The following is a 25,203-nucleotide window of genomic DNA, read 5'->3' as shown; positions in this document are numbered from 1 at the left end:
GTCCCAGCTCCGAGGCGACCATCCGGCTGTGTCCGCGGATCCCATCGTTCCAGCTCATTCGTTATTTCGTGGTCTGGGACACGATCGCACTCGGAGGCGCGCGCAAAGCCGCTTCGATGCGGCGCCGCTTCTCCCGCATCTTCCGCCTGAGCCGGCCGGCATCGAGCAGCCCGGCCAGGGAGCCCCGCTCCACAGCGAGCACCCCGAGTATGACGACAGCGTCCCGGCCGAGGGTCCGAAGACGGCGTCCCGGGCGGCGGTGCCCGTATTTTGCTGCCAGGAGGAAACGGTTGCGAACGCTGAACGCGTTGACGCCCGCCCGGGTGCGAGACGTTCCTGGACTCCCCCGGTAGTGAACGCCCACCGGCCGATCCACGACGTAGGATGCAATCCCCAGGATGCCGGCGCGCAAGCCTAGCTCCGCGTCCTCTCGATAGGCAAAAAAGTCACCGTCGAAGAATTCTCCCGTGGTTGCGACGAGCGATGCGTGAATTTCCGCCGGCACGAGCATCAGAGCCCCTGTGACGCCCGCAACCTCTCGAAGCCGCCCGGTGAAGTTGATCTCATCGATCGGTCGGCCATGGGACTCATCGAGGTGCCGGGCAGAGCGCGTCCACACGATTCCGCGACTGTCCACAAGCGACGGCACCTTGCCCACAGCGTCTCTGGCCTGCAACAGAAGTGCTCCGGAAAGCAGCGACGGCCGCGACAGTTGCCGATCGGCTGCACACAACGCCGCAAGTGCGCCGTCATACAGACGGAGATCGGGGTTGATAACAAGGGCGTGCGTTGCGCCGTCCGTAAAGGCCTCGGCCAGCAAAAGGTTGTGGCCCCCCGCGAAGCCGAGATTCGTGCCGGGCCGATACACCGTGATCGGGATACGACTCTCCGCAAGAGCGCGCGGCAGACTCTCGACAGCGGGCCGCGGACCTTTCGCGGCAGTCGGAGTCACACCCTCGGCGGGCGACGAATCGACGTTGAGCAAGATCCGGAGCCGGCGCAGCTCGGGTTGCCGTTGTAGACCATCGATCGTCTCCCGGAGAAGACGGTCGTCTGAGTGGTAGAGGACCAGCGTTGCCTGAACTAGCAAGACGCCTCGTTTTTCTTCAGGAGCGCCGAGTGGAGCCTTCCTGGCCTCGGCCGCATGTTAAGTCATCTGGGTAGCGACGCCGGCTCGACCCACCGAGATCCGGTGTCACGGTTTCCGGGCCCGAGTCCGAAGCATCGCCCGCCCGATCCACTACACCCCGATTCGATCCGCCTCACCCACGGCAGCACACCTCAGTAGGCACCGCTCCCACGGACGGCGGCGGCCAATGTCCGTAGGATGATCACCAAATCCATCGGGAACGACCAGTTCTCCACGTAGAACAGGTCGAGCCGCACGCATTCCTCCCACGGCAGGTCGGATCGACCGTTGACCTGCCACAGCCCGGTCAGGCCCGGCTTGACGAGCAGTCGACGGCGCACGTCGTCGCCGTAGGCTGCGACCTCGCTCGGCAGCGGGGGCCGCGGTCCGACCAGGGACATCTCCCCGCTGGCGACGTTGAGCAGCTGCGGGAGCTCGTCGAGGGACCAGCGCCGCAGCCAGGCCCCGAGCGGCGTCACTCGCGGGTCGCGGCGCAGCTTGAAAAGCAACCCGTCGGCGTCGTTCCCGAGGTGTGCGGCGGCATGAGAGCGCTCGGCGTCGACGATCATCGTGCGCAGCTTCCAGATCCGGAATGTGCGTCCGTCCTGGCCGACCCGGACCTGGCGGAAGAACGCCGGTCCCGGGCTGCTCAACCGGACGGCGGCCGCCAGGGCAGCAAGCGGGAGGGCTAGCACGAGCAGGCCCAGCACGGCACCGATCCGGTCGAAGGCCCCCTTGGCGATCCGGCGGGGTCCGCCGAAGGTGGGACGCTCGATCTCGAGCAGCGGCACCGCTTCGACCGAGCGGATGCCGAGCCGAGGGCCGGCCACGTCCAGGAGCCCGGGGGCCACCAGCAGGTCGACCCGGCTGCTCTCCAGGCTCCACCCCAGCCGCCGCAGCCCACCGTCGCCGAGGCCCCCGTCCCCGAGCACGGCGATCGTGTCCGCTCCGGCGGCCTCGGCGGCCTCCGCGATCCCCAGATCTACCCCGATGACGGGCACGGCATCGATGTCGGTGAGACCGCCGGGAGCACCGGGCAGGCAGGCGGCGACCACCGAGTACCCGGCGTAGGGCACCCGGCGGAGCCGCACCACCATCGCGGCCACGTCCGACGCCGATCCGACGAGCAGGGTCCGGTGCAGGCACCGACCCCGGCGCCGGGCTCGGTGCAGCTCCTTGCGGGCCAGCCAGCGCAGTCCCAGGGACAGTCCGCAGACGGTCACGACGGTCGCCACGATGACGCTGCGCGACAGGTCGGCCTTGTCCACGAAGCCGAGCAGCACCAGCCCGCAGAGCAACCGGACCGCGCTGCCGACGACCCGGCGGAACTCCTCGCTGCCCACCCCGAGGACCCGCCGCTCGTAGCCGCCACTGCCGGCCAGGACACCGACCCAGGCCGCGCCGAGGAGGACCGCGAGCAACCGGGCATCCGTCCCGGCGACGTCCACGCCCCTGCCGTCGTAGCGGACGAGCACGACGGCGACCGACCCGGCGACCCCGGCGAAGGCGTCCAGGATGACCAGCTTGCGGCGGAACCGGCGCAACCACGGCGGCCCCGACGAGATCCGCTCGCCGGCCTGCCGCGGGGCGTGCAGTGAGGTGAGCTGGGTCAACGTGGGCGCTCCGTCATGGCCCGGGCGACTTCCCGAAACGCCTGCGCCGGGGACGACCCGCCGTCGAGGACCAACTCGCTGCCGTCGGTGAAGACCAGCCGGACGTCCCCGCTGACGCCGGCGACCAAGCGGCCCGGCGGCGAAACGGAGCCATCCAGGCTGGACCAGCCGGCGACGACGGCGCCCGGCGGGAGCGCACGGTGGCGACCGCCACGGGCTCGGGCAGCGCGGCGGGATCTGCTCCAGGGCCAGCGCACGGTCAGGCCTGTACGGCCGCCGGGGACTCCAGCGAGTCGACGACCGCGTAGAGGAGCGCGAGCAGCACGGCCTTGACCGACTCGCGATCGAGGGCATCGCAGGGCACGACCGGCACATCTGGTGCTAGTGACAGCGCGGCGCGGACCCGCGCCTCGTCGTCCTCGTCGAGGCCCTCCGCCCGGTTCAGTGCGACGACGAAGGGCACCCGCGCCATCCGGCGGAACGCCGACAGGATCCCGACCGCCTCCTCGAGCGAGTCCGGCCGGGAAGCGTCGACGAGAACTATGTAGCCGAGCATCCCTTCGCCGAGGATCTCCCACATGAAGTCGAACCGGTCCTGCCCGGGCGTACCGAACAGGTAGAGGACGAGGTCACGGTCGATGGTGATCCGACCGAAGTCCATCGCGACGGTCGTCTCGCTCTTGCGCGAGCGGGTCCCGTCGGTGATGTCTTTCTCCGTCGAGAGGACGGTGATCTCGCTGATCGTGCGGATCAGCGTGGTCTTCCCGGCAGAGAACGGCCCGGTCACGACGATCTTGACCGCAGTGCCGGTTCCGCGGCGGCGCGCACGTGTCGTCAACTCACAACCCCCGGACCCCGGCGATGAGCCGGAGCAGCAGACTCTTGTTGACACCCGGATCGCGTTCGATGACCGCTGCGGGCGCGGTCGCGACAGCGGCGTTCCCCGCGGCAGCGGCAACCGGGCTGCCGGCACTTGGGGAAACAGGCGCGCTGACCCGACGGCCGATCTGCACCGGGACGTCCTCCGCGTGCTCCGGGCGCCGGCGCGGAAGGAACGGCTCCGGCCGGGTCGGGGTGACCTCCGACCGACCGTCGGATTCGAAGTGGGTGACGTCCTCGACGATCGATTCGACCATCGATTCGACCATCGACTCGGGCACCGGCTCGGGATCGGCCGGGAGCCGGGACGCCTGCGAGACCGGCGGCTCGACCGCAGGCTCCGCAGATTCCGAGGCCGCCGACGGCGGATCCACACTCTCCAGGCGGCTGAGCAGGGACTGGCGACGGGCGATCGCCGCGACCCCCTCGTCGTCGTCGGTGCGCACGAGCCCGCGTTCGACCAGCTCGGCCAACGTCGACACAACGGCGTACTCCCCGCGCCCACCCAGCCGGCAGACTTCGGCGACGCTGCGGCGACCGTCCACCAGGGCGAGGACCGCCCACTCGTCACGGCTCACACTGGCATCCACCTGGACGCCGAGCGCGAGTGAAACGACGGCGGCCGGCGAGGGGATCGTGGCCGAGACCCGGGCCCATGATTCGAGCCGGCCGCGCGCGTCGGCGACCACCTCGTCCACCCCGCGGGTGACTCCCACGTCGTCCGGGTTGGCTTCGTCGACGACGAATGCGAAATCGCCGTCAGGCCAACGGAGCATGTCGAAAACCGTGTCGGTGATCTGCTCGCCGATCGCCTCGTGCAACACGGAGTCGTCGAGCACTGACAGCTGCTGAACGACCCGGGCGAGCCCCAGCGACGGGTCTGCCTCGACCCGATCGACCGCCTCGCTCAACGTGGCGTCGTCGATCAGACCACCGGCGGCGAGCCGGCGGCCGAGGGCCTGGCGGGAAAGGTCGGAGCAGCCACCCGTGATCGAACCCGCGGTGAAGTGCACGACGCCGGCCACGCCGGGCCGAGTCAGGTGCAGCGCGCCGGACTTCTTCGTCATGGACAGCAAAACAAAGATGTCCGGCAGGCTGAAGGCGTCGAGCGAGCCTTCCAGTCTCACGGTGTGCCCCGTCGGGTCGTTGATCGGTGGGCGGACTTAGGACCAGCTGGTGGGATCGGCGGGCACGGCCGCGACCGCGCCGTTCGTGGCATACGTCGGCCAGCTTGCGGCCGGCTCGTAGGACGGGTGCTCCACGGTGCCGAACGACTCTTCGGCTTCAACGACGGCCGGCTCCGCCGGCCCCCCCACAGCCGTGACCGGGTCCGCGGCACGCAGCGCGTCGGCGACCGCGACAGCCGCGCGGCGCACCTCGAAGAGCATCATCCCGACCTTGGCCCCGCGGCTGGCGACCGCGACTAGGACGGCCTCGTTGTCGGCGGATACCAGGAAGACGGTGCCGTTGTCACCCTCGATGTAGACCTGCGACAGCTCGCCGCGACCCAGGCCTTCGGCCGCACGCTCGCCGAGCGAGAGCAGGGCCGCGCTCATTGCGGCGACCCGGTCCTCGTCCATGCTGGCCGGCAGGGCGGAGGCCATCGGCAACCCGTCGAAGGACACGACGGCGGCGGCCTCGATCTCCGGAGCCTGCTGGAGCAGCTCGGTGATGGCGATCTGGAGCCGGCCCGAGCGGCTGGCGGAGTCGGACATGGGGCGCACCTCTTTCGGCAAGCACGGAGCCGTTGGCTTCCCCATGGCCATCGGCGGGCGGACCGGGTTGCTTGAACGCCCGCGTCGGCGGCTTAGTGTCCGGTCACCCCGATCGCGACCCCGAGCAGCAGCGCGTCGTAGAGCGCGTGCGCGGCCACGATCGGGATCAGCCGGCCCTTGCGCTGCCAGAATCCCCCGAAAAGCAGGCCGAGCGGGACCATGACGAGCGCGCTGATCCCGTAGTACACGTGGTAGCTCGTCCGCACGGCCACCGATATCGCAAGGGCGCGCCGGCGGGAGACCCCCAGTTGCTCGAGCCGGTGCAGCAGGTATCCGGTGACGACGAACTCCTCGACGAAGCCGGCGTTGGCCGCGGCCAGCAGACCGGGCAGCAGGTAGACCAGGGCGAGCCGGTGGCCGGTGGGCAGCGTGAATGCGGCGTGCGGGAACGTCCGCACAATCCAGACCCCGACCACCGCATTGACCACGAAGGTGCCCGGCCAGAGCAGTAGCGACCAGCCGGCGTCCGAGCGCGGCCGGGTGCGGTCCCAACCGATCGCGCGCAGCGATTCGCCGCTCCGGCCGAGCAGGTACCAGATCAGCAGCACCGGGGCGAAGGCGGCGAGCAGGTCGAGGGCAAGCAGCACGGCGGAGGCGACCGGGTGCCCGGCGACGACGACCGGGAATCGGGCGCGGGACTGGCCGGACAGCGCCTGGGCCAGGCCGGCCACCGCGCTGACGATGTAGGGAAGCGGGAAGAAGGCGAGGACGACGAGGATCTCGCGGCGCAGGACGATCCGCTCCGACGCGCCGACCGGCGCCGCCGGCGGGTGCTCGGCTTCGGGCAGGTAGAACTGCCACCCGGCCGGCGCCGGCGGCCAGGCGGGGTCGGGCTGCCAGCCCTCGGGCGGTAGCCACCCCGGCGGTGGCGGCGGCCAGCCCGGCGGCGCGCGGAAGACCGGGCCGACCATCCGGGCAGCATGCCAGAACGAACGCCGGCTACCGGGTCAGCTCCACGGCGAGCTCCCGGGCCTGCGGGTACAGGGCCCGGACCGCGGCCACCGCGGCCACGGTGCCGATCAGCTGAGCGACGAGAAACCCCGGCACGGACCGCGGCGCGATCCCGGCGAACGTGTCGGAGAACATCCGGGCGATCGTGACCGCGGCATTGGAGAAGCCGGTCGCCGCGAAGAAGTAGCTGGCGGTGACGTAGCAGCCGACGGCGTAGCCGACGTGGGCCCGGCGGCCGGACCGGACCACGCCGAACACGACGAGCAGCAGCCCGAACGTGGTCAGTCCCTCGGACAGCCACCGCCCGCTCCCGGTCCGGGCGTGGGTGGAGATGGCGATCGCCGGTCGGGAGAACATCAGGTTCGCGAGCACCGTTCCGGCGATCCCGCCCACGGTCTGGGCGACGGCGAACCCGACGGCCTCGCCGGTGCGGATCGCCCCGAAGATCCGTTCGGCCAGCGTCACCCAGGGATTGAAGGCGGCCGACACCGGACCGAGTGCGACGATCAGCGCCACGAGCATCGCGCCGGTTACCAGCGCGTTGGTCAGCAACCGCAGCGCGGGGTCCCCGGTCAGTCCGGTGACGAAGATTCCCGAGCCGACGACCGTCGCGACGAGCAGGGCGGTGCCGAGGAACTCGGCGAGCGCCTTGCGGGCGAACCCATTCACCCGGTGGCGCAGCAGGCCGTTCCATCGACCGTCGGCGCGGGGTCGCTGTCGGCGAGCACGGTGTAGTGCTCCCAGCGCTCGCCGTCCGGTGCGGTCAGCCAGAACTTGTCCTGCACCGCGTAGCAGCAGGTGGTGTTCAGCTCCTCGTCGGGACGAAATCCCCGCTCGGTCAGCCGGGCGAGCTGGGTCGCCAGCTCGGCGCTGGACCCTTCGACACCCAGGTGGTTCAGCGATCCGCCGCGGCCGGGATTCTCCAGAAGCACGAGCTTGAGCGGCGGCTCCGCGATCGCGAAGTTCGCGTACCCGGGGCGGCGCTTGGCCGGCTCGGTGCCGAAGAGCCGGGTATAGAACGCCACCGACTCCTCGATGTCATCGACGTTGAGTGCCAGCTGAAGCCGGGACATGACCACCTCTTTCGACGAACGTCTCGGACGTCACCGTTCCAGTTACCTTGACGTATGTCAAGAAGGTGGGAGGATCGGGGGGTGCCGAAGCCGCTGCCGGTCCTCGACGTCCGATCGCCGGTCTGTTGCGCCCCGATCGGCGCGGAGCGCACCGGGGACGACGCCGCGCTCCAGGTGGCGCTGCGGCTCAAGGCGCTGGCCGATCCGGTGCGAATCCGGCTGATGTCGATCCTGTTGACCGGGCCGGAAGCGTGCAACGGCGACCTGGCGGGTGCGGTGGGCCTCACCGACGCCACCGTCAGCCACCATCTCGGGCAGCTGCTCGCCGCCGGGCTGGTCGAGCGCGAGCGGCGCGGGATGAACGTCTACTACCGCGCGGTCCGGCCAGCGCTCGGTGCGCTGTGCCGGGTCATCGACCCGGACTGCTGCTGAGCCTCCCCGGCCGCCCGCATCATCGCCACCTCCTGCGCTCGCCCCTGGGACAAGGGCCGCGCTGATCGTCACGCCGCCAGCTTGCTTCGTCCTTGCCAGCGGTGGTCCCCTCGAATCGACTCGTCGCGTCCACTCGTCGCCATCGCAGCATCCCCGCAGACAGGATCCACCCCTGTTGCCGGCACAGACCTGACCTTGCGCTCCTTCATTTTGTGGGACATAATGATCGATGCGTTACCGGTAGGCCCGGTCGGCTCGTAAGCACCGGATAACTCGGTCTCGCATCCAGTTCGTGATCGAGCACTGCGGGCTGATCTTCATTCAGCGCGGAGCTACGGCCCCCCGAACGGATCGGTTGGTGTACCTCGGCGATGATCCGAACGGGGTTGCGCTGGAAGTGATGGCAGTCGAGGTCCCCGACGGCAGCGTGCTGGTAATTCACGCCATGAGGCTGCGGACGAAATATCGGTTCGAGTACCAGGAGGCGCAACGGTGGCGAAGGTAGACGCACGGGCAGGCGCCGCCGCGGGCAGCGACCAGGTGCCGCTTCGGCAACTGCGGTCGAAGGGCGGCGACGAACTGAGCCCCGAGGTGCTCGGCGCGTTGGCCGCGGAGGCGGAAGCCGGATACGACCTTGGCACGGCCAAGCGGCGGCGCGTCGGCCGGCCGCCGCTGAGCGCGCGGAAGGGTCCGGCTCGACGGCTGGGTATCCGGGTTGAGGACGAACTCGCAGATCAGCTCAAGGATCTGGCGCGGCGCCAAAATCGAGACGTCTCAGAGGTCGCTCGCGAGGCCTTGCGGCGTTACGTTGCAAGCGCGTAGCGTCCGGCGCCGGAGAATCCCGGCCTCCCCCATGGCGATTCTTGTCAAGCTGAGCCCGCGGTCAATTCTTTGGCCAGTGCCGCCTCAACCGTGGGGATGAGGCCATGTTCGAGGGCGTGCCGACGGGTGAAGCCACCGAGCGCCGGCTCGGCCTGATCGAGCCAGCGGGGGAAGTCGGACTCGGGGCCGCTGCTTCGCTCACCCGACTCCCATGTCCTTACGTATGGTAGACGTAATGACGGCATGCTACGGAGTCACCGCCCATGTCAAACCGGATGCGAGACCGCAGGCGTCCCGGCGCACCAGAAATCAGTGCTTGCTGCTGAGCGCACGCTCCCCGGCCTCCCGCATCGCCGCCACCGGCGGTTCCCGGCCGGTCATCAGCCGGACCGCCTCCGCCGCCTGGGCGACGAGCATGGCCAGGCCGCCCACCACTGGCGCACCGGCGGCCCCGGCCAGCCGGCCGAGCCCGGTCGGCCAACCCTGGTAGATGACGTCGACGACCGCAGCGCTCGCCGGCCAGCCCGCCCCGGCCAGCTCCTCCGCCGCGGCCGGTGGCACGGTCGAGACGACCAGACGCGCGCCGGTCACCAGCCGCGGCGCCGCCGCCCAGCCCGCGGCGGCCCCGCCCAAGGCTGCGACCTCGACGGCTGCCTCCATCCGGCGGGCGCACACCGTGATCGGGTCTGCCCCGAGCCGGATCAGGGCCGTCACGGCCGCCCGGGCGGCGCCACCCGCGCCGAGCACCAGCGCCGGGGCGCCGGTCACCTCGACGCCGGTCTCGCGCACCGCGGCGACGACGCCGGCGACGTCGGTGTTGTAGCCGATCCAGGCCGACGGCTCCGCGCCGTTGAAGACGATCGTGTTCACCGCCCCGACCTCCGCCGCGATCGGATCCGACGAGCCGACCAGACCGGCCGCGGCCAGCTTCAGCGGCTTGGTGAGCGAGACGCCGGCATGGTCGGCGGCCAGCCGGTGCAGGGTTGCCGGCAGCTCGACGACGCCGCAGTCGACGGCGCGATAGGTCCAGCCCAGACCGAGCGCGGCGTAGGCGGCCCGGTGCAGCACCGGCGACAGCGAGTGCGCGATGGGGCGGCCGAGCACGGCGGCCGCGGATCGGGTCAGTGGATGCCGCGGCTGGCCGCGATCGCCGCATCCTGCTCGTGCTGGGCGTACGTCGTCTCGAACGCCGTATCCCCCGCCTTGTCCATGGTGGTGAAGTACAGCCACGGGCCGGGGGCGGGATCCAGCGCCGCTTGGAGCGCGGCCGTGCCCGGATTCGCGATCGGCGTCGGGGGCAGCCCGGCGTGGATTCTCGTGTTGTAGGGGCTGGCGTCGGTCAGGTCCACGGCGGTGAGCGGACCGTGGTTCGGGCCGAGCACGTAGTAGAGCGTCGCGTCGCTCTGCAGCGGCATCCCACGGGCCAGCCGGTTGTCGAAGACCCGGGCGATCTTCGGCAGGTCGGCTGCCTTGAAACCTTCCCGCTGGACGATCGAGGCGATGCTCAGCACCGTGTAGGGCGACTGGCCGAGCCGCGCCGCACCGGTGGTCAGTTCGAGCTGGGCGGCGACCGCGGTGAACTTCGCCACCATCGCTCTCAACGCGGCCGTCGCGGTGGTCCCCGGTGGGAAGTCGTAGGTCGCCGGGAAGCAGAAACCTTCGAGCCGGCCGCCGGAGTAGCCGGGCAGCCCGAGCGCCGACGGGTCGGCGGCGGCGGCGGCGAGGGCGGCCCGGCTGATCGAAGTCCGGGCCGCGAGCCGGGCGAGGATCTCCGCGACGGTGAAACCCTCCGGGATGATCACCCGGCCGACGGCGGAACCCGGCGCGAGCAGCAGGTCGAGGGCGAGGCTCGCCTTCATATGCTTGTGCAGCAGGTAGTACCCGGGTGCGATCAACCGGGAGCGCGGGTCGTTGTTGGCCGCATCGGTGAACGCCTGCACGCTGGCGACCACCCCGTCGGCGTCCAGCGCCTGGCCGATCTGGGTGGCCGTCTCCCCCGAGACGACCGCGACGACGACCCGGCCGTATCCCGCGCCGGAGTAGTCCGGGGTGCCGAACAGGTGCGACAGGCCGTGCACGCCGGCCGCCAGACCGACCGCGGACAGCGACACGATGAGCACGATGGCCACCCCGAGGGCGAGCGGGGCGGCGAGGCGCCGTCGCGGTCGGGGAGTCGGCGGCCCGGGCATGTCTCCGTGGTCGAACCCGATGGCGGCGAGCCCGCGGTCAGGCATCGCCGGCCAGCTCCCCCGGCGGCCGCCCGGTACGCCGCTCCGCGTCCAGGGCGGCCTGGAGGATCACGGTGGCCGCCGCGGCGTCCACCCGGGCCCGGGCGCGCCGGCCGCGGACCCCGGCGGCGGCGAGGCCGGCGGTCGCCTGGACCGTGCTGAGCCGCTCGTCGACCAGCCGGACCGGGATCGGGGCGAGCACCCCGGCCAGGCCGGCGGCGTAGGCGCGGGCGGCCCGCTCGGCCGGGCCGGCCCGGCCGGACAGGCTGCGCGGCAGGCCGACGACGACCTCGACGCAGTCCCGCTCGACCACCAGCCGGCGCAGCTCTTCGAGCTCGGCTCCGGCCCGATCGCGGCGCAGCACCGCCACCGGCGCGGCGAGCACGCCGCCCGGATCGCAGCCGGCCACGCCGACCCGCACGGTGCCCACGTCGATGCCGAGTCGCATGCCGCGTCTCACCCGCCCGTGATGCGCCGGCCGACGGCGTCCCGGACCGCGGCCAACGCCTCCCCGACGCCTTCCGGCCGGGCACCGCCGCCCTGAGCGATGTCGTCCTTGCCGCCGCCACTGCCACCGACGGCCGCCGCTCCGGCCGCCACCAGCGGGCCGGCGGCCAGCCCGCGTTGCCGGCCGGCGTCATTGACCGCGACGACGAGGACGGCGCGGCCCTCACCGGCGGCCGCGACCGCGACGACGGCGGGCCGGGCCGGGTCGATCCGACCGCGAACGTCGAGGGCAAGCTTGCGCACATCGTCGGGCGTGGTGCCGACCGGCGCGGCGTGCGCGACCACCGCCACCCCGGAGACGTCCTGTGCCCCGGCGGCGAGCTGCGGCGCGGAGGCGAGCACCGCGCCGCTGCGCAGCCGCTCCAGCTCCTTCTCGGCGCCCCGCAACCGGTCGATCAGCTCACCGACCCGGCCGGGCAGCTCCTCGGGCCGGGTGTGCAACGTCTCGGCCAGCTGCCCGACGAGGACGTGTTCGCGGGCGAGGTGGCGGAACGCGTCGAGGCCGACGAGCGCATCGAGCCGGCGAACACCGGCCCCGATCGAGGACTCCCCGAGCAGCTTGACCAGCCCGAGCTGCCCGGACCGGGCGGCGTGCGTCCCGCCGCAAAGCTCGCGGGCGTAGTCGCCGACCTCCACCACCCGGACCTGTTCGCCGTACTTCTCGCCGAACAGGGCAAGCGCCCCGATCCGCTGCGCCTCCGCCTGGGTCGTGACGAAAGCCCGCACCTGGAGGTCGTCGATGAGGACCGAGTTCACCTCGTCCTCCACGTCGGCGAGCATCGACGACGGGACCCCGCCCGGGGAGGTGAAGTCGAAGCGGAGCCGTCCGGGGGCGTTGAGCGAACCGGCCTGGGCCGCGTGCTCACCGAGCGCCCGGCGGACCGCCTGGTGGATGAGGTGCGTGGCCGTGTGCGCCCGGCTGATCGCGCGCCGGCGCTCGACGTCGACCTCGGCGTAGCCGGCGGCCCCGACGAGCACCTCACCGGACCGCACCCGGGCCCGGTGCACCACCAGGTCCGGGAGCGGGCGCTGGACGTCGAGAACCTCGAGGACCGCCCCCGAGGCCAGCGTGAAGCTCCCCTCGTCGGCCAGCTGGCCGCCGGACTCGGCGTAGAACGGCGTGCGGTCCAGGATGAACTCGACCTCGGTGCCGGCGCCGGCGCTGGCCGCCGGCGCGTCGCCGACGAGCAGGCCCCGGACGCTGCCCTGCTCCGCCACCGAGGCGTAGCCGGTGAACTCGGTGGGCCCGGCCGCGTCGCGCACCGCCCGGTAAACCGACACGTCTACGTGGCCGGTCTTGCGGGCCTGCGCGTCGGCCTTGGCCCGGGCCCGCTGCTCGGCCATCAGCCGACGGAAGCCCTCCTCGTCGACCGCCAGCCCGCTCTCCCCCGCCATCTCCAGCGTCAGTTCGATCGGGAAGCCGAACGTGTCGTGCAGCGCGAACGCCGCGTCGCCGGAGAGCACGGCCGAGCCGGCGGTCCGGGTGTCGGCGGCGGCCCGTTCGAAGTGCGTCGTGCCGGTGCGCAAGGTGGCCAGGAAGGAATCCTCCTCCGCGGTCGCGACCGCGACGATCCGGGCGCGGCTCTCGGCGAGCTCCGGATAGGACGCAGCCATGATCTGCGCGGCCCGGCCGACCAGCGTTTCGGCGACCGCCCGGTCGGCGCCGAGCAAGCGGGCCCGCTGGATGATCCGGCGCAGCAGCCGGCGCAGCACGTAGCCCTGGCCCTCGTTGCCCGGGACGACGCCGTCGGCGATCAGCATGGCCGCTGTCCGCGAATGGTCGGCGATCACCCGCAGGCGGACGTCGTCCGGGTCCGACCCGCCGTAGCGGGTCCCGGTGAGCTCGACGGCCAGGTCGAGCAATGGCCGGAGCAGATCGGTCTCGAAAACGTTCTCCACGCCCTGGAGCAGCGTGGCGGTGCGCTCGACGCCGAGCCCGGTGTCGATGTTGCGACCGGGCAGCGGGCCGAGGATCGGATAGTCCTTGCCGGTGCCGGGGCCGCGCTCGGACTCCATGAACACCAGGTTCCAGACCTCGAGGTAACGCTCCTCGTCGACGACGGGGCCGCCCTCGCGACCGTGCTCGGGGCCCCGGTCGTAGTAGATCTCCGAGCAGGGGCCGCACGGTCCGGGCACGCCCATGTCCCAGAAGTTGTCCTGCATACCGCGCCGCTGCACCCGCCCGGGCGGCAGGCCGACCACGTCGGTCCACAGCCGGAACGCCTCGTCGTCGTCCTGGTAGACCGTCGCCCACAGCCGGTCCGGGTCGAATCCGAGGCCGCCGTCGACCGGGCTGGAGCTGAGCAGCTCCCAGGCCAGCGGGATGGCCCGTTCCTTGAAGTAGTCGCCGAAGGAGAAGTTGCCCGCCATCTGGAAGAAGGTCAGGTGCCGGGAGGTGGTGCCGACCACGTCGATGTCGACGGTGCGCACGCACTTCTGCACGCTGGCCGCGCGCGCGTAGGGGGGCTCCTGCTCGCCCAGGAAGTAAGGCTTGAACGGCGCCATCCCGGCCGGGATGAAAAGCAGCGTCGGGTCCCGCGTCGGCAGTGGGGAACTGGCGACCAGGGTGTGCCCGTGGCGCTGAAAGAAGGCGAGGAAGCGACGGTTGATCTCCGCGGAGTGCATCAGGCCACCTCGTCGGGCCGACCGTCGACCCCGAGCGCCGAACGCAACTCGGCCTCCCGCTCGGCTGCCGCGGCAGCAACCTCGTCGAAGAAGCCGCTCACCCGCTGGCCGAGCCCACCGGCCCGTTCGGTCAGGCCGGCCGGCGTCCAGGCGTTCGCGACCCGGCCGACCCGACGGACGACGAGGACACCCACGGTCGCGCCAAGCGCGAGCCAGAAGACCCGGCGCACGCCGTCAGCCGTCCCGCTTGGCCCGGCGCCGGGCGGCCCGCTGAGCCTTGAGCTCGTCCTTGACCCGCTTCTCGACGTCGGCCCGGTTCCGATCCCCGATCGCCCGGCGCACCCCGTAGGAGAAGGCGGCGACCTTGATGATCGGGCTGCCCACGGTGGCAGAGACCAGCGACGTCATCGCCGAGACATTGCCGGAGATCTCCTGGACATGCTCGGTGATCGAGTCCACCCGGCCGAGTTCGGTGTTCACCTGGCCGACGGTCAGCTTCATCTCGGCGATCAGCGGGACGGTCTCGTCGGTGACCCCGCGGACCAGGCCCCCGGCCGCGCCGATCACCTTGCCCAGCTTGACCAGGACGTAGCTGAGGAAGCAGACCAGGACGGCCCAGGCCACGGCGACGATGAGGGCGGCAACCTGTCCTCCGCTGAGCATGGGTCCCCTCTCCTAGTCCGGGCCGCGCAGCGCCGCCCGCAACTCGGCGATCCGGAGGCGGGCGGCCGGCTCGCCGCCCCGATCGGTCGGTTGGTAGTACTCCCGGCCGGTGACGGCGTCCGGCGCGTACTGCTGCGCCACGACACCGCCCGGGAAGTCGTGAGGATATCGGTACCCGGCCCCGTGCTGCAGGCGCTCCGCCGACCGGTAGTGCCCGTCGCGCAGATGCGTCGGCACCGGCCCGACCAGCCCGGCCCGCACATCCGCCGAAGCCGCGTCGATCGCCCTGACCACCGCGTTGGACTTCGGGGCCAGGGCCAGGTGGATCGTTGCCTGCGCCAGGTTGATCCGGGCCTCCGGCAAACCGATCAGCTCCAGCGCCTGCGCCGCCGCGACGGCGACCTGAAGGGCCGACGGGTCGGCCAGCCCGACGTCCTCGCTGGCCAGGATGACCAGCCGCCGGGCGACGAACCTGGGATCCTCCCCGGCCTCGAGCATCCGCGCCAGGTAGTGCAGGGCCGCGTCGACGTCCCCGCCGCGGATGCTCTTGATCAAGGCGCTCGCCACGTCGTAGTGCGAATCGCCGTCCCGGTCGTAGCGCAGCGCCGCCCGGTCGACGGCTGCCTCGAGGGTGGCCAGGTCGACCGCCGCCATCCCGGCGGCCCGGGCGGACTCCGCGCCGGCTTCCAGCGCGGTCAGCGCACGCCTGGCGTCCCCGGCGGCCATCCGGAGCAGGTGCTCCTCCGCGTCCGGGTCGAGGCTCACCGCGTCGGCGAGACCCCTCGGGTCAGCAAGTGCTCTACGAATGAGGAGGCGGAGATCGGCGTCGTTGAGGGGATGGAGCGTTAGTAGCAGGGACCTGGACATCAACGGGGCGATCACCGAGAAGAACGGATTCTCCGTGGTGGCCGCGATCAGGGTGACCCAACCGCGCTCGACCGGGCCGAGCAGCGCATCCTGCTGCGCCTTGGAGAACCGGTGCACCTCGTCGATGAACAGCACGGTGGACACGCCGTGCAGGCCACGGTCGGACCGGGCCGCAACGACCGCCTCCCGGACGTCCTTGACCCCGGCGTCGACCGCGGAGAGCTGTCGGAAGCGCCGTCCCGCGGCCGCCGCGACGAGCATGGCGAGGGTCGTCTTGCCGGAGCCGGGCGGGCCCCAGAGGATCAGCGCCCCACTGGCTCCGCCTTCGACCAACCGGCGCAGCGGGGCCCCGGCAGCGAGCAGATGATCCTGCCCGACGACCTCGTCGAGGCTCGCCGGGCGCATCCGGACGGCGAGCGGCGCGCCCGCGTCCTCGGCCTGGCGCGCCGACATCTCGAACAGGCTCTCGGCCATCGGTCGACCCTACGCCGGGGTTGTCTAGGCTGAGCCGGTGAACTCCGCGACCGTAGTTCTCGTCGTCGCGGTGTTCCTCGCCAGCGCGGTGGAGATGGTCGAGGCCCTCACCATCGTGCTCGCCGTCGGGCTCACCCGGGGGTGGCGCACCGCGTTCGAGGGGCTGGGTGCCGCGCTGCTCGTCCTGGCTGCGCTCGTCGCCGCGGCCGGCCCGGCGATCGTGCACTACGTGCCGCTGTCCGCGCTGCGCCTCGTCGTCGGTGCCATCCTGCTCATCTTCGGTCTCCAGTGGCTGCGCAAGGCCGTGCTGCGGGCGAGCGGGTACAAGCCCAAGCACGACGAGGACGCGATCTTCGCTGCGCAGGTGGCCGAGCTGTCCGCCGCCGGCCGCCGTCCTGGACGCGATGCGGTGGGGTTCACGGTGGCGTTCAAGGGGGTATTCCTCGAGGGGCTCGAGGTGGTCGTCATCGTGATCACCCTCGGCACGACCGGCGGCCACATCGGGCTTGCCGCACTGTCCGCGGGGGCCGCCGTCGTCCTCGTCGCCGCGGTGGGTGCGGTGCTCGCCCGGCAATTGGCAGGGGTCCCGGAGAACGCCATGAAAATGAGTGTGGGCCTAATGCTCGTCTCGTTCGGCACCTTCTGGAGCGGGGAGGGGCTGGGCGTGCACTGGCCCGGCTCCGACCTGGCGATCCCGGTGCTCGTCGGCTGCTACGCCGCGATCACCGCCCTCGTCGTCTCCACGCTGGGCCGCGGGCGGGTGACGGATGTCCGCCCGGCCTGAGCCGGTCACCCGACCACTCCCGATGCGCTGGCTGATCGGCTTCGGCCGGTTCTGGTGGGACTTCCTCGTCGGCGACACCCCGGAACTGTTCGTCGGCGCCCTCGTCGTGCTCGGCGTCGTAGCCGGCCTGGTGCACGGCGGGGCGCGCACGGCGGCGATCGCCGTGCTGCCGGTGCTGGTGGCCGGACTGCTCGTCGCCAGCGTCCTGCGCGGGCGCTCGAACTAGCCGGGGGCTCCGGTTCGGCGCTCCGGGTGCGGGGCTCCGGGTTCGGCGCTCCGGGTTCGGCGCTCCGGGTGCAGGGCTCCGGGTGCAGGGCTCCGGTTCCGGGGCTCCGATGCCGAAGCAAGACCCGTGAGCGAGACCAGCCTGATCGCCCGGGGTATGGCCCCGCCCGGCTGGGTCTGTGTCCAGTGCCGCGCGCGGAACGCGATGGGCGCCGACGTCTGCTCCGCGTGCCGGCGTCCGTTCGCCGCCGGCCTGATCGCTCCCCCTACCCGGGCGCCGATCGACCTGGCGGCACCGATCGGCGCGGCCCGCGAGCTCATCCTCGTCGTCGGGCTTTTCCTCGGTTGGCGACTGGTCGGCGCCCTGGGCGACCGGCAACCAGCGGCCGCCATCGCCAACGGACAGTGGCTCTGGCGCGTCGAGCGCGCGCTACACCTGCCGAGCGAGCTCGCGGTGCAACGCGCCTTCCTGCCCCATCACCTGCTGATCGAGCTGCTCAACGGCTTCTACATCGTTGCCCACGTCGGGTCGATGCTCGTCTTCCTGGGCTGGCTCTACCTCCGGCATCGGGACCGTTACCGACGGTGGCGCGCCGCGGTGATCGCCTTCACCGGCGCCTGCCTGCTCATCCAACTGGTTCCGGTCGCCCCGCCCCGCCTGGTCGGCGGCCTCGGGCTCGTCGACACCGGCCGGCTTTACCACCAATCGGTCTACGGCGCCGCCGCGAACCGCTGGACCGACCAGTTCGCCAGCCTGCCGTCGGTACACGTCGGCTGGGCGATCCTCATCGCGGTCGCGGTGATCACGGTGAGCCGCAGCCGGTGGAGGTGGCTCGTCTTGGCCCAGCCGGCACTCACCGGGCTGGCCGTCATCGTCACCGCGAACCATTTCTGGCTCGACGGCCTGCTCGCCGGCCTGCTGGTCGCCGCGGTGCTCGGCGTGCAGCGTTGGCGGCTGGGCCACCCGGGTGGGCACCCCGCGGCGACTGCCTGACCCCACCAGGACCCCTCGATACGGCGTGATCAGCCGCGAGTGTGCAATTTCCGACGCCTCTTGCCGGCGTCCAAGCGTGGGCCCGTGTCGGAAATTGCACACTCGGCGCCTGGCCCAACCCAACCCCGGCCCGGCCTCGGCCCGCGAGTGTGCAATTCCCGACGCCCGTCACCGGCCTTCCAGCGTGGGCCCGTGTCGGAAATTGCACACTCGGCGCCCGGCCCAGCCCAACCCCGGCCCAACCCCAACGCAACCCCAACCCAGCCCAACCCGGCCCGGCGCCCTAGCCGTCGGCTGGCGGGGGAACGGTGTCGATCCCCGCCTCCCGGCGTTGTTCCGAGGTGATCGGCGTCGGCGCCCCGGTGAGCGGGTCGCCGCCGCTCGACGCCTTGGGGAACGCCATCACTTCCCGGATCGCATCGGTGCCGGCCAGCACGGCAGCCAGCCGATCGAGGCCAAACGCGATCCCGCCGTGCGGAGGCGGCCCGTAGCGGAACGCCTCAAGTAGGAACCCGAACTTGCTCGCGGCCTCGGCCCGGGACAACCCGATCACGTCGAAAACCCGCTGCTGCATCTCGCCCCGATGGATCCGGATCGAGCCGCCGCCGAGCTCCATGCCATTGCCGACGACGTCGTAGGCCCGGGCCAGCGCAGCCTCCGGGTCGGTGTGGAAGCTCTCGCCCCATTCGGTGGTCGGCGCGGTGAACGGATGGTGCACCGCGGTCCAACCGCCGGCGTCGGTCGGCTCGAACATCGGCGCCTCGACGACCCAGACGAAGCGCCACTCGCCCTCGCGGACCAGCCCGCGGTCGCGCGCAACCGCAAGCCGGAGCGCGCCCAGCAACTCGAGCGTCCTCCGCCGCTCACCGGCGGCGATCAGGACAAGGTCGCCCGGCGCGGCGCCCGCGGCCGCCGCGAAGCCGGCCGTCTCCTGCTCCGAGAAGAACTTGGCTAGCGGCGAACGCAAGCTACCGTCCGGCTCGACCGCGACGTAGGCAAGGCCCTTGGCGCCTCGACCCTTCGCCCAGTCCACCCACGCGTCGAGCTCCCGCCGGGACAGCGACCCGCCACCGGCCATCGACACCGCGCCGATGTGCCCGGCGGTCGCGAAGACCCCGACCCCGGTCCCGGCGAAGAACCCGGTGAGGTCGACCAGCTCGAATTCGAAACGCAGGTCCGGCTTGTCGCTGCCGTAGCGGCGCATCGCCTCGGCGTAGGTCAACCGAGGGAAGGGAGTCGGCAGCTCGACGTCGAGCAGTTCGAGCCACAGCGTGGCGAGTAGCTCCTCGCTCAACGCGTACACATCTTCCTCGTCGAGGAAGGACAGCTCCACGTCGAGCTGGGTGAACTCGGGCGTGCGATCCGCCCGGAAGTCCTCGTCCCGGAAGCAGCGCGCGATCTGGTAGTACCGCTCGAACCCGGCGACCATGAGCAGCTGCTTGAACAGCTGGGGGGACTGTGGCAGGGCATACCAGTGGCCGGGCTGGAGTCGGACCGGCACGAGGAAGTCGCGTGCCCCCTCCGGTGTGGACCGGGTCAGGCTAGGCGTCTCGATGTCGAGGAAGCCGTGTGCCTCCATGACCCGCCGGATGATCGAGGTGAGCCGGGCCCGGACCCGCATCGCCCGGGCCGGCCCGGCCCGACGTAGGTCGAGATATCGGTAGCTCCAGCGTCGGGTCTCCTGCACCGAGCTGGTGATCTCCTCACCGGCGTCGATCGGGAAGGGCAACTCCGCGGCCGCCGAAAGCACCTCGAGGCTCTCCGCGACTACCTCCACGGCCCCTGTCGCCAGCTCCGGATTCTCGTTGCCGGGCGGACGGCAGGCGACCGTTCCGACGATGTGGATGCAGAACTCGGCACGCAGCTCATGTGCGGACTCGGCGGCCGGTCCCTCCCGGAACACGACCTGCACGATTCCGCCTACATCGCGCAGGTCGACGAACACGACGCCGCCGAGGTCCCGACGGCGTGCCACCCAACCAGCCAGCTCCACCCGACTGCCGGCATCCTCGATCCGCAGCCCGCCGGCCTCATGAGTCCGGATCATGCGAGCCGCTCGACGAGCCTCGCGACCAGGCCGTCCAGCGGAAATGCGACCTGCTCACCACTGGAAAGTTCCTTCACTTGAACGACGGCCTCGGCCAGATCCCGTTCCCCGGCGAGGATCGCGAACCGCGCTCCCGAGCGGTCGGCGGCTTTCATCGCGCCCTTGAGCCCACGGCCCCCGTACGCCAGGTCGGCGGCGACGCCGGCAGCCCGGAGTTCGAGGACCAGACGGAACAGGACGCCGCGAGCGCCGGCCCCGATCGGCACGGCAAACACGGCGCAGCCCGGTTCGACCGGGACGTCGATCGCCTCGGCAGCCAGCGCCAGGACGGTGCGGTCCACGCCCAGCGCCCAGCCGATCCCGGCCAGGGCATCCCCACCGATCTCCTCGGCCAGGCCGTCATAGCGACCGCCACCGCCGATCTCGGATTGAGCGCCGAGCCCGGGATGGTCGTAGGTGAAGGCCGTCCGGGTGTAGTAGTCCAGGCCACGGACCAAACGCGGTTCGTCGACGTAACCGATCCCGACCTCAGTGAGCAACTCGCGCACCTGGTCGTGGTAGCGGCGGCAGGCATCGCAGAGCGAGTCGGCGATCAGTGGGGCATCGGCCAGCTGCTGCTGCACATCGGGCCGCTTGTCGTCCAGCACCCGAAGGGGGTTCAGCTCGATCCGGCGCCGCGTCTCCTCGTCGAGAGCCAGCCCGCGGAGGAAGGACTGGAGTGCCTCCCGGTAGGCCGGCCGGCACTCCCGGTCGCCGAGGCTGTTGAGCAGCAACCGGAATTGTCGTAAGCCGAGGCCGCGGTACGCCTCCACACCGAGCGCGATCAGCTCCGCGTCCAGCGCGGGGTCCTCGACACCGAGCGCTTCCGCACCGACCTGGGTGAAGTGCCGGTAACGCCCGGCCTGCGGCTTCTCGTACCGGAAGAACGGGCCGCTGTACCAGAGCTTGACCGGTCGTCCGGCCTTGTCCAACCCGTGCTGGAGCACGGCGCGGACCACGCCGGCCGTTCCCTCCGGTCGCAAGGTCAGCGACTGACCACCTCGGCTCGTGAAGGTGTACATCTCCTTGCTCACGACATCGGTTGATTCCCCAACCCCGCGGCTGAACAGAGCGGTGTCTTCGAAGATCGGGGTCTCCACGTATCCATAGCCGGCCCGGCGCAGCGGCGCGGCCAGGCCAGCCCGGACGGCCAGTTGGCGTTCGGAGTCGGTGGGCAACAGATCGAAGGTGCCGCGCGGCGCCTGGAACACCGCTAGATCCCGCGACCCTGGCCGGCGAGCAGCCCGGTGAGGAAGGGGTTGCCGACACGCTCACGCCCGATCGTGGTCACCGGCCCGTGCCCAGGCCAGACCTCGGTCGTGTCCGGCAGCGCAAGGCAGACCCGAGCCAGCGAGTCGAGCATCGCCTGGCCGTCGCCTCCGGGCAGGTCGGTGCGGCCGATCGAGCCGGCGAAGAGCAGATCCCCGGAGAACAACCCCCCCGCCGTACCGAACGCCACCGATCCGGGGGTGTGCCCTGGGGCGTGGGCGACCCGGAGTTGCAGGCCGGCCAGCTCGAGGACCTCGCCATCGGCGAGGATCCGAACGTCGTCGGGTTCGCTCCAGGTGAGCCGGCCGAAAAGCGGGGTGCCCGGCGCCAGCCCAAGGCCGCTGCCCGGATCGGCGAGCTGCCCCCGATCATCTGGGTGGATCCAGGCCGGGATCCCCCGCGCGCCGCAGACCGGGACGACCGAGAACGTGTGGTCGAAGTGACCGTGGGTCAGCAGAACCGCCACCGGCCGCAGCCTGTGCTCCGCGAGCAGAGCGTCCAGAGCCGGCTCGGCGTCGATCCCCGGATCGACGACGACGCACTCCTCGCCCGGCGCCGGCGCGACGACCCAGCAGTTGGTCTGCGGCGGACCGGCGGGAAACCCGGCGACGAGCACGCGCGTCCTTTCTTCTTAGGCGGCCCCCGGAGACTACCGGCGGCGTACAACCGGGTTGCCCGGAGTCTCTAGACTCCGCGCAACCGAGACCGCAGGAGGGTTCGTGCCTTCGAGCAAGCGCCGCGAGCGTGAGATCGCCCGTCGCCGTTACGAGCGCCGGATGGCCCGTCGACAGGAGGCGCAGGCCCGGGCCCGGCGACGCAACCGAACGATTGGGGCCATCGCGGCAACCCTGGCGCTGGTCGGCGGGCTCTCCTACCTGGCCGTAGACCTCTCCGGGAGCCCGTCGCGCTCAGCCGCGTCCCCGCGGGCGACACCGACCCCGGTTGCCACGCTCTCCGCGCCACCCGCGGTCTTCAACGGCACGTGCAGCTTCCGGGCGGCGACCGGCGGCAAGGTGAAGAACGTCGGGATCCCACCGACGCGCGGAATCTCTGACCGCACCCCGGAGGTCATGACCATGGTGACCAACCGGGGCACGATCAAGATCCGGCTCAACACGGCGAAGGCGCCGTGCACGGCCTTTTCCTTCCGCTACCTCGCGAGCAAGGGCTACTTCGACCACTCGCCGTGCCACCGACTGACCACCACCTCCATCTACGTGCTCCAGTGCGGTGACCCGTTCGGGACCGGCACCGGCGGCCCCGGATACACGATTCCGGACGAGAATCTCGCCGGCGCCACCTATCCGGCCGGCACGGTGGCGATGGCGAACACCGGCACGGCGCACACCGGTGGCAGCCAGTTCTTCCTCGTCTACAAGAACACCCAGCTGCCGCCGCAGTACACACCGTTCGGCACGATCGTGTCCGGGTTGCCCGTACTGGCGACGGTGGCCCGGGCCGGCAGCACCCCGGCCGGGGACGGGAAGCCCAAGCTCTCCGTGGAGATCCTGAGGCTCACGGTTTCCAACGGCTGACCGGGACGAAGCGGACTCGGGGCCCGAACCCGGGCAACCTGCCTGGACGCCGGCGTGAAGGTCACCGTACGGTAACGGCTGGTCCGGGCCACCAGGTCCGGACCCCTTGCGGTCGGCTCGCCGAACCCTGCCCCCGACCGCGGGACCAGACGAGCCAGCGGGCAGGAGTGGGGGACCCACCAGTCCACTGGCCGGCCCTGCCGGCCTCGGGGTGAAGCCACGCATGTGGCCGGGCAGCCTTTCCGCCCGAACCCGACAGCTAACCCCGCAGGCGCCCGGAAGGATCCCCAGTGCCCCGCGTCCGGCTGCGCGCCCGGAACTTGATCGCCGTCCTGCGACGGCGATCGCAAAGCGCCGTCCACCAAGTGGTGCAGGCGGTGGCGATCGATGCGCTCGCCGCGGTTGTGGCCCTGGTCGCCCTCCCGGTCCGGCTGGGCCAGGTCGGACGGGGCGACTCCGCCGGGTTGCGCGACGGGCGGCTGATCGCCGTCGTGACCGCCGTGGTCGCGGTGGTCACCACGACGCTGGCCGTTTTGCCGGCCGCGGCCAGCGTGCGCCCGGGCACGCCGAGCTCGGCGCCGCTCCGTCAACCTTCCGTGGTGCTGCCGGCGGCGACCGCCCTACCGGCCCGGGCCGCGGCGCCCGGGCCGGCCCGGCTGGTTTGGGCCACCCGGTTCGCGACGCGTCCGATCACTCGGCCGCTGGCGGCGAGTCGGTCCGCGCTGCGCAGCGCGCTCGGCTTCGTCTTCCCGTTCGCGGACCCGGCGTCGGTGCAGTCACCGGGCGCGTGGACCCGCGACGACGGGGTCGACGTGAATGCGCTCGGCGACGCCTGCGGTTCAGCCGCGGTCCTCGTCGCCGTAGGCAACGCGACGGTCGTTCAGGAAGGCATCCCGGGCTTCGGGCCCAGCGCGCCGGTCCTGTCGATGAGCTCGGGACCGCTCGTCGGCCGATACGTCTACTACGGGCACACCGGCCCTGACCTGGTCCCGGTCGGCGCGTACGTGCACGCCGGGCAGCCGATCTCCGAAGTCGGCTGCGGAAGCGTGGGCTACTCCTTCGGTCCCCACCTGGAGATCGGCGTCAGCCTGCCCGGCGGCTCGACCTGTTGCCCGCCGTTCCAGGCCACGTCCCAGCTCATGTACCAGCTACTCGTGCAGGCTTACGAGCACTGATCGTCCGGGGTCGTCCGGGTCATGCCCCGGACGTGACCCGGTACGCGTCGTCTAGCTCCGGCCCAGCGTTGTCGCGCACAGCGAACGGTCGACCCGCTACTAAGGATGCCGAATCTAACGGGTGTCTTAGCGATCTTGGTGATCGCTGTGCAGCCGTTGGCCCGATCACAGGTTATCCACGACCCGTCGTTTCAACCCGGAAACTGGCAGCCCGGCCTTCCATGATGGAAGGGTGACTGAGTCTGACCGCCCGCTACCAGAGTCCGACGGCTCCGTGCATTCAGGGCCACCGCCTGGCGTCGAGCTTGCCTACGACGTGGCGGCGGCAAAGCTGTCTCAGCTGCTGGCCGACATAGATCAGCTCGACTCCAAAGCTGGCGTCGTCGTCAGCGTCTTGGTTGCGGCGGCGGGTGCGTTTCTCCTCGCAACCCACCTCCCCTTCGACTGGCGGGTCGTTGTGGCCTCCCTGCTGGGACTCGCAATCATCGCGGCCGCTGGCGCGTTTCTGGTTCGCCGGTACGAGGACGCACCGAATGCGGACGTCTTCGTCCGTTACGCCGAGGGGACGCCCGCCCAGATGAAGGAGCGGTTCATTCAGAACCTCTTGGATGCCCGCCGCCAGAACAGACAGAAGGTGTTCCTCAAGGGACTGCTCCTCAAAATTGCAATCACGCTGGCCGGGCTCGCAGGTGTCGCCGCTGTCACGGCTGTGGCGGGCGGAGTTAATTTCAGGTGATCACACTACCCATCTACCGGAGGTATCCTCGGGCTATGACGACGGAATCCGTCTCCGACATGGACCGGACTGACCCGGACGGAGCCGACCCCTGGCCCGTTTTGGAGCCGACCTATTCACCCCCGCCGGCCGTGGAAGGCGGAACAGAGTTCGTCGGTAAAGGCATGCCAGCACCCGAGCCTGCGAGTGCCGATCGGATCAGCCGCACCTGATTCGAATATCGTAACTACTCAGCCGGTCTTCGTCTGGTGACCGGCGTGGCGGCTTGATCGTTTGTCAGTTGATCGCCAGAGTTGGGCTTATCGGTGCCGTTGCTGGTGCCCTCGGCCGTACTTCCCCCTTGGCGGTCACTGTTGGTCGA

At 71.3% G+C, this 25,203-nt stretch carries 27 protein-coding genes and 1 riboswitch; of the genes, 7 read left to right on the top strand and 20 right to left on the bottom strand.

What is annotated here, in order from left to right:
* Positions 1-61 precede the first annotated feature (61 nt).
* The 9 genes from VNG13_15600 to VNG13_15560 form a co-directional block, all read right to left on the bottom strand.
* Positions 62-985 (bottom strand): hypothetical protein, encoded by a 924-nt coding sequence (locus VNG13_15600; protein ID HVA61941.1) that lies wholly within the window; start codon positions 983-985, stop codon positions 62-64.
* A gap of 296 nt (positions 986-1,281) precedes the next feature.
* Entirely contained in the window at positions 1,282-2,742 is a 1,461-nt protein-coding gene (locus tag VNG13_15595; GenBank protein ID HVA61940.1) for a sugar transferase, read from the bottom strand.
* On the bottom strand, positions 2,739-2,999 hold the full coding sequence (locus VNG13_15590) for a hypothetical protein (GenBank protein ID HVA61939.1): 261 nt from the start codon (positions 2,997-2,999) through the stop codon (positions 2,739-2,741). The genes VNG13_15595 and VNG13_15590 overlap by 4 nt, the downstream gene beginning before the upstream one ends.
* A 2-nt stretch (positions 3,000-3,001) precedes the next feature.
* Positions 3,002-3,580 (bottom strand): ATP/GTP-binding protein, encoded by a 579-nt coding sequence (locus tag VNG13_15585; protein ID HVA61938.1) that lies wholly within the window; start codon positions 3,578-3,580, stop codon positions 3,002-3,004.
* Between the two features lies 1 nt (position 3,581).
* The gene (locus VNG13_15580; GenBank protein ID HVA61937.1) at positions 3,582-4,748 is read right to left on the bottom strand and encodes a DUF4388 domain-containing protein; all 1,167 of its coding nucleotides are present in this window, start codon (positions 4,746-4,748) and stop codon (positions 3,582-3,584) included.
* Positions 4,749-4,784: 36 nt separating this feature from the next.
* A complete protein-coding gene (locus tag VNG13_15575) occupies positions 4,785-5,336 on the bottom strand; it encodes a roadblock/LC7 domain-containing protein (GenBank protein ID HVA61936.1) in 552 nt (183 codons plus the stop codon).
* A 92-nt stretch (positions 5,337-5,428) separates the two neighbouring features.
* Positions 5,429-6,307, bottom strand: a complete 879-nt coding sequence (locus tag VNG13_15570) for a CPBP family intramembrane glutamic endopeptidase (GenBank protein ID HVA61935.1) — start codon at positions 6,305-6,307, stop codon at positions 5,429-5,431.
* A 28-nt stretch (positions 6,308-6,335) separates the two neighbouring features.
* A complete protein-coding gene (locus VNG13_15565) occupies positions 6,336-7,016 on the bottom strand; it encodes an aquaporin (protein HVA61934.1) in 681 nt (226 codons plus the stop codon).
* Positions 7,013-7,420 carry an ArsI/CadI family heavy metal resistance metalloenzyme gene (locus tag VNG13_15560; GenBank protein ID HVA61933.1) on the bottom strand — a complete coding sequence of 136 codons (408 nt, stop codon included), beginning with the start codon at positions 7,418-7,420 and terminating at the stop codon, positions 7,013-7,015. Before VNG13_15560 ends, VNG13_15565 begins: the two co-directional genes overlap by 4 nt.
* Positions 7,421-7,501: 81 nt before the next feature.
* Here VNG13_15560 and VNG13_15555 point away from each other — a divergent pair, with 81 nt between their 5' ends.
* Complete coding sequence (locus VNG13_15555; GenBank protein ID HVA61932.1) at positions 7,502-7,852, top strand: Rv2640c family ArsR-like transcriptional regulator; 351 nt, start codon at positions 7,502-7,504, stop codon at positions 7,850-7,852.
* 438 nt (positions 7,853-8,290) lie between these two features.
* Here the strand turns inward: VNG13_15555 and VNG13_15550 are convergent, their stop codons facing one another.
* The 8 genes from VNG13_15550 to VNG13_15515 form a co-directional block, all read right to left on the bottom strand.
* Positions 8,291-8,614 (bottom strand): hypothetical protein, encoded by a 324-nt coding sequence (locus tag VNG13_15550; protein HVA61931.1) that lies wholly within the window; start codon positions 8,612-8,614, stop codon positions 8,291-8,293.
* Positions 8,615-8,983: 369 nt separating this feature from the next.
* Positions 8,984-9,778: a shikimate dehydrogenase gene (locus tag VNG13_15545; protein ID HVA61930.1), complete on the bottom strand. Its 795-nt coding sequence runs from the start codon at positions 9,776-9,778 to the stop codon at positions 8,984-8,986.
* Between the two features lie 17 nt (positions 9,779-9,795).
* The gene (mltG, locus tag VNG13_15540; GenBank protein HVA61929.1) at positions 9,796-10,908 is read right to left on the bottom strand and encodes an endolytic transglycosylase MltG; all 1,113 of its coding nucleotides are present in this window, start codon (positions 10,906-10,908) and stop codon (positions 9,796-9,798) included.
* Positions 10,901-11,350, bottom strand: a complete 450-nt coding sequence (ruvX, locus tag VNG13_15535; GenBank protein HVA61928.1) for a Holliday junction resolvase RuvX — start codon at positions 11,348-11,350, stop codon at positions 10,901-10,903. The genes mltG and ruvX overlap by 8 nt, the downstream gene beginning before the upstream one ends.
* Before the next feature lie 8 nt (positions 11,351-11,358).
* The gene (alaS, locus tag VNG13_15530) at positions 11,359-14,034 is read right to left on the bottom strand and encodes an alanine--tRNA ligase (GenBank protein HVA61927.1); all 2,676 of its coding nucleotides are present in this window, start codon (positions 14,032-14,034) and stop codon (positions 11,359-11,361) included.
* Positions 14,034-14,264: a DUF6167 family protein gene (locus tag VNG13_15525; protein HVA61926.1), complete on the bottom strand. Its 231-nt coding sequence runs from the start codon at positions 14,262-14,264 to the stop codon at positions 14,034-14,036. Before VNG13_15525 ends, alaS begins: the two co-directional genes overlap by 1 nt.
* 4 nt (positions 14,265-14,268) lie before the next feature.
* Positions 14,269-14,697: a DUF948 domain-containing protein gene (locus VNG13_15520; protein HVA61925.1), complete on the bottom strand. Its 429-nt coding sequence runs from the start codon at positions 14,695-14,697 to the stop codon at positions 14,269-14,271.
* A gap of 12 nt (positions 14,698-14,709) precedes the next feature.
* Positions 14,710-16,038: a replication-associated recombination protein A gene (locus tag VNG13_15515; protein HVA61924.1), complete on the bottom strand. Its 1,329-nt coding sequence runs from the start codon at positions 16,036-16,038 to the stop codon at positions 14,710-14,712.
* A 37-nt stretch (positions 16,039-16,075) separates the two neighbouring features.
* On the opposite strand from VNG13_15515, the gene VNG13_15510 reads away from it, so the two are divergent.
* From VNG13_15510 to VNG13_15500, 3 genes are all read left to right on the top strand, one after another.
* The gene (locus VNG13_15510; GenBank protein ID HVA61923.1) at positions 16,076-16,822 is read left to right on the top strand and encodes a hypothetical protein; all 747 of its coding nucleotides are present in this window, start codon (positions 16,076-16,078) and stop codon (positions 16,820-16,822) included.
* The gene (locus VNG13_15505) at positions 16,806-17,048 is read left to right on the top strand and encodes a hypothetical protein (protein ID HVA61922.1); all 243 of its coding nucleotides are present in this window, start codon (positions 16,806-16,808) and stop codon (positions 17,046-17,048) included. The genes VNG13_15510 and VNG13_15505 overlap by 17 nt, the downstream gene beginning before the upstream one ends.
* Before the next feature lie 126 nt (positions 17,049-17,174).
* Entirely contained in the window at positions 17,175-18,041 is an 867-nt protein-coding gene (locus VNG13_15500) for a phosphatase PAP2 family protein (protein ID HVA61921.1), read from the top strand.
* Positions 18,042-18,324: 283 nt separating this feature from the next.
* Here the strand turns inward: VNG13_15500 and aspS are convergent, their stop codons facing one another.
* From aspS to VNG13_15485, 3 genes are read right to left on the bottom strand one after another with little or no spacing between them, the layout of a single operon-like run.
* Positions 18,325-20,088 (bottom strand): aspartate--tRNA ligase, encoded by a 1,764-nt coding sequence (gene aspS, locus VNG13_15495; GenBank protein HVA61920.1) that lies wholly within the window; start codon positions 20,086-20,088, stop codon positions 18,325-18,327.
* Positions 20,085-21,338: a histidine--tRNA ligase gene (hisS, locus tag VNG13_15490; protein HVA61919.1), complete on the bottom strand. Its 1,254-nt coding sequence runs from the start codon at positions 21,336-21,338 to the stop codon at positions 20,085-20,087. The genes aspS and hisS overlap by 4 nt, the downstream gene beginning before the upstream one ends.
* Positions 21,339-21,340: 2 nt before the next feature.
* A complete protein-coding gene (locus VNG13_15485; GenBank protein HVA61918.1) occupies positions 21,341-22,012 on the bottom strand; it encodes an MBL fold metallo-hydrolase in 672 nt (223 codons plus the stop codon).
* A gap of 103 nt (positions 22,013-22,115) precedes the next feature.
* Here VNG13_15485 and VNG13_15480 point away from each other — a divergent pair, with 103 nt between their 5' ends.
* The 3 genes from VNG13_15480 (at position 22,116) to VNG13_15470 (ending at position 24,842) form a co-directional block, all read left to right on the top strand.
* The gene (locus VNG13_15480) at positions 22,116-22,931 is read left to right on the top strand and encodes a peptidylprolyl isomerase (protein ID HVA61917.1); all 816 of its coding nucleotides are present in this window, start codon (positions 22,116-22,118) and stop codon (positions 22,929-22,931) included.
* Between the two features lie 142 nt (positions 22,932-23,073).
* A riboswitch (cyclic di-AMP (ydaO/yuaA leader) is annotated at positions 23,074-23,218 on the top strand.
* 3 nt (positions 23,219-23,221) lie between these two features.
* Positions 23,222-24,106: a hypothetical protein gene (locus VNG13_15475; GenBank protein HVA61916.1), complete on the top strand. Its 885-nt coding sequence runs from the start codon at positions 23,222-23,224 to the stop codon at positions 24,104-24,106.
* Between the two features lie 232 nt (positions 24,107-24,338).
* The gene (locus VNG13_15470) at positions 24,339-24,842 is read left to right on the top strand and encodes a hypothetical protein (protein ID HVA61915.1); all 504 of its coding nucleotides are present in this window, start codon (positions 24,339-24,341) and stop codon (positions 24,840-24,842) included.
* The last annotated feature ends 361 nt before the right edge of the window (positions 24,843-25,203 follow it).

The sequence above is a fragment of the Mycobacteriales bacterium genome, from assembly GCA_035533475.1.
In the GTDB taxonomy this organism is placed as follows: domain Bacteria; phylum Actinomycetota; class Actinomycetes; order DATLTS01; family DATLTS01; genus DATLTS01.
The sequence above is the reverse complement of the archived record's forward strand: the minus strand, read 5'-3'. Positions and strand labels throughout refer to the sequence as shown.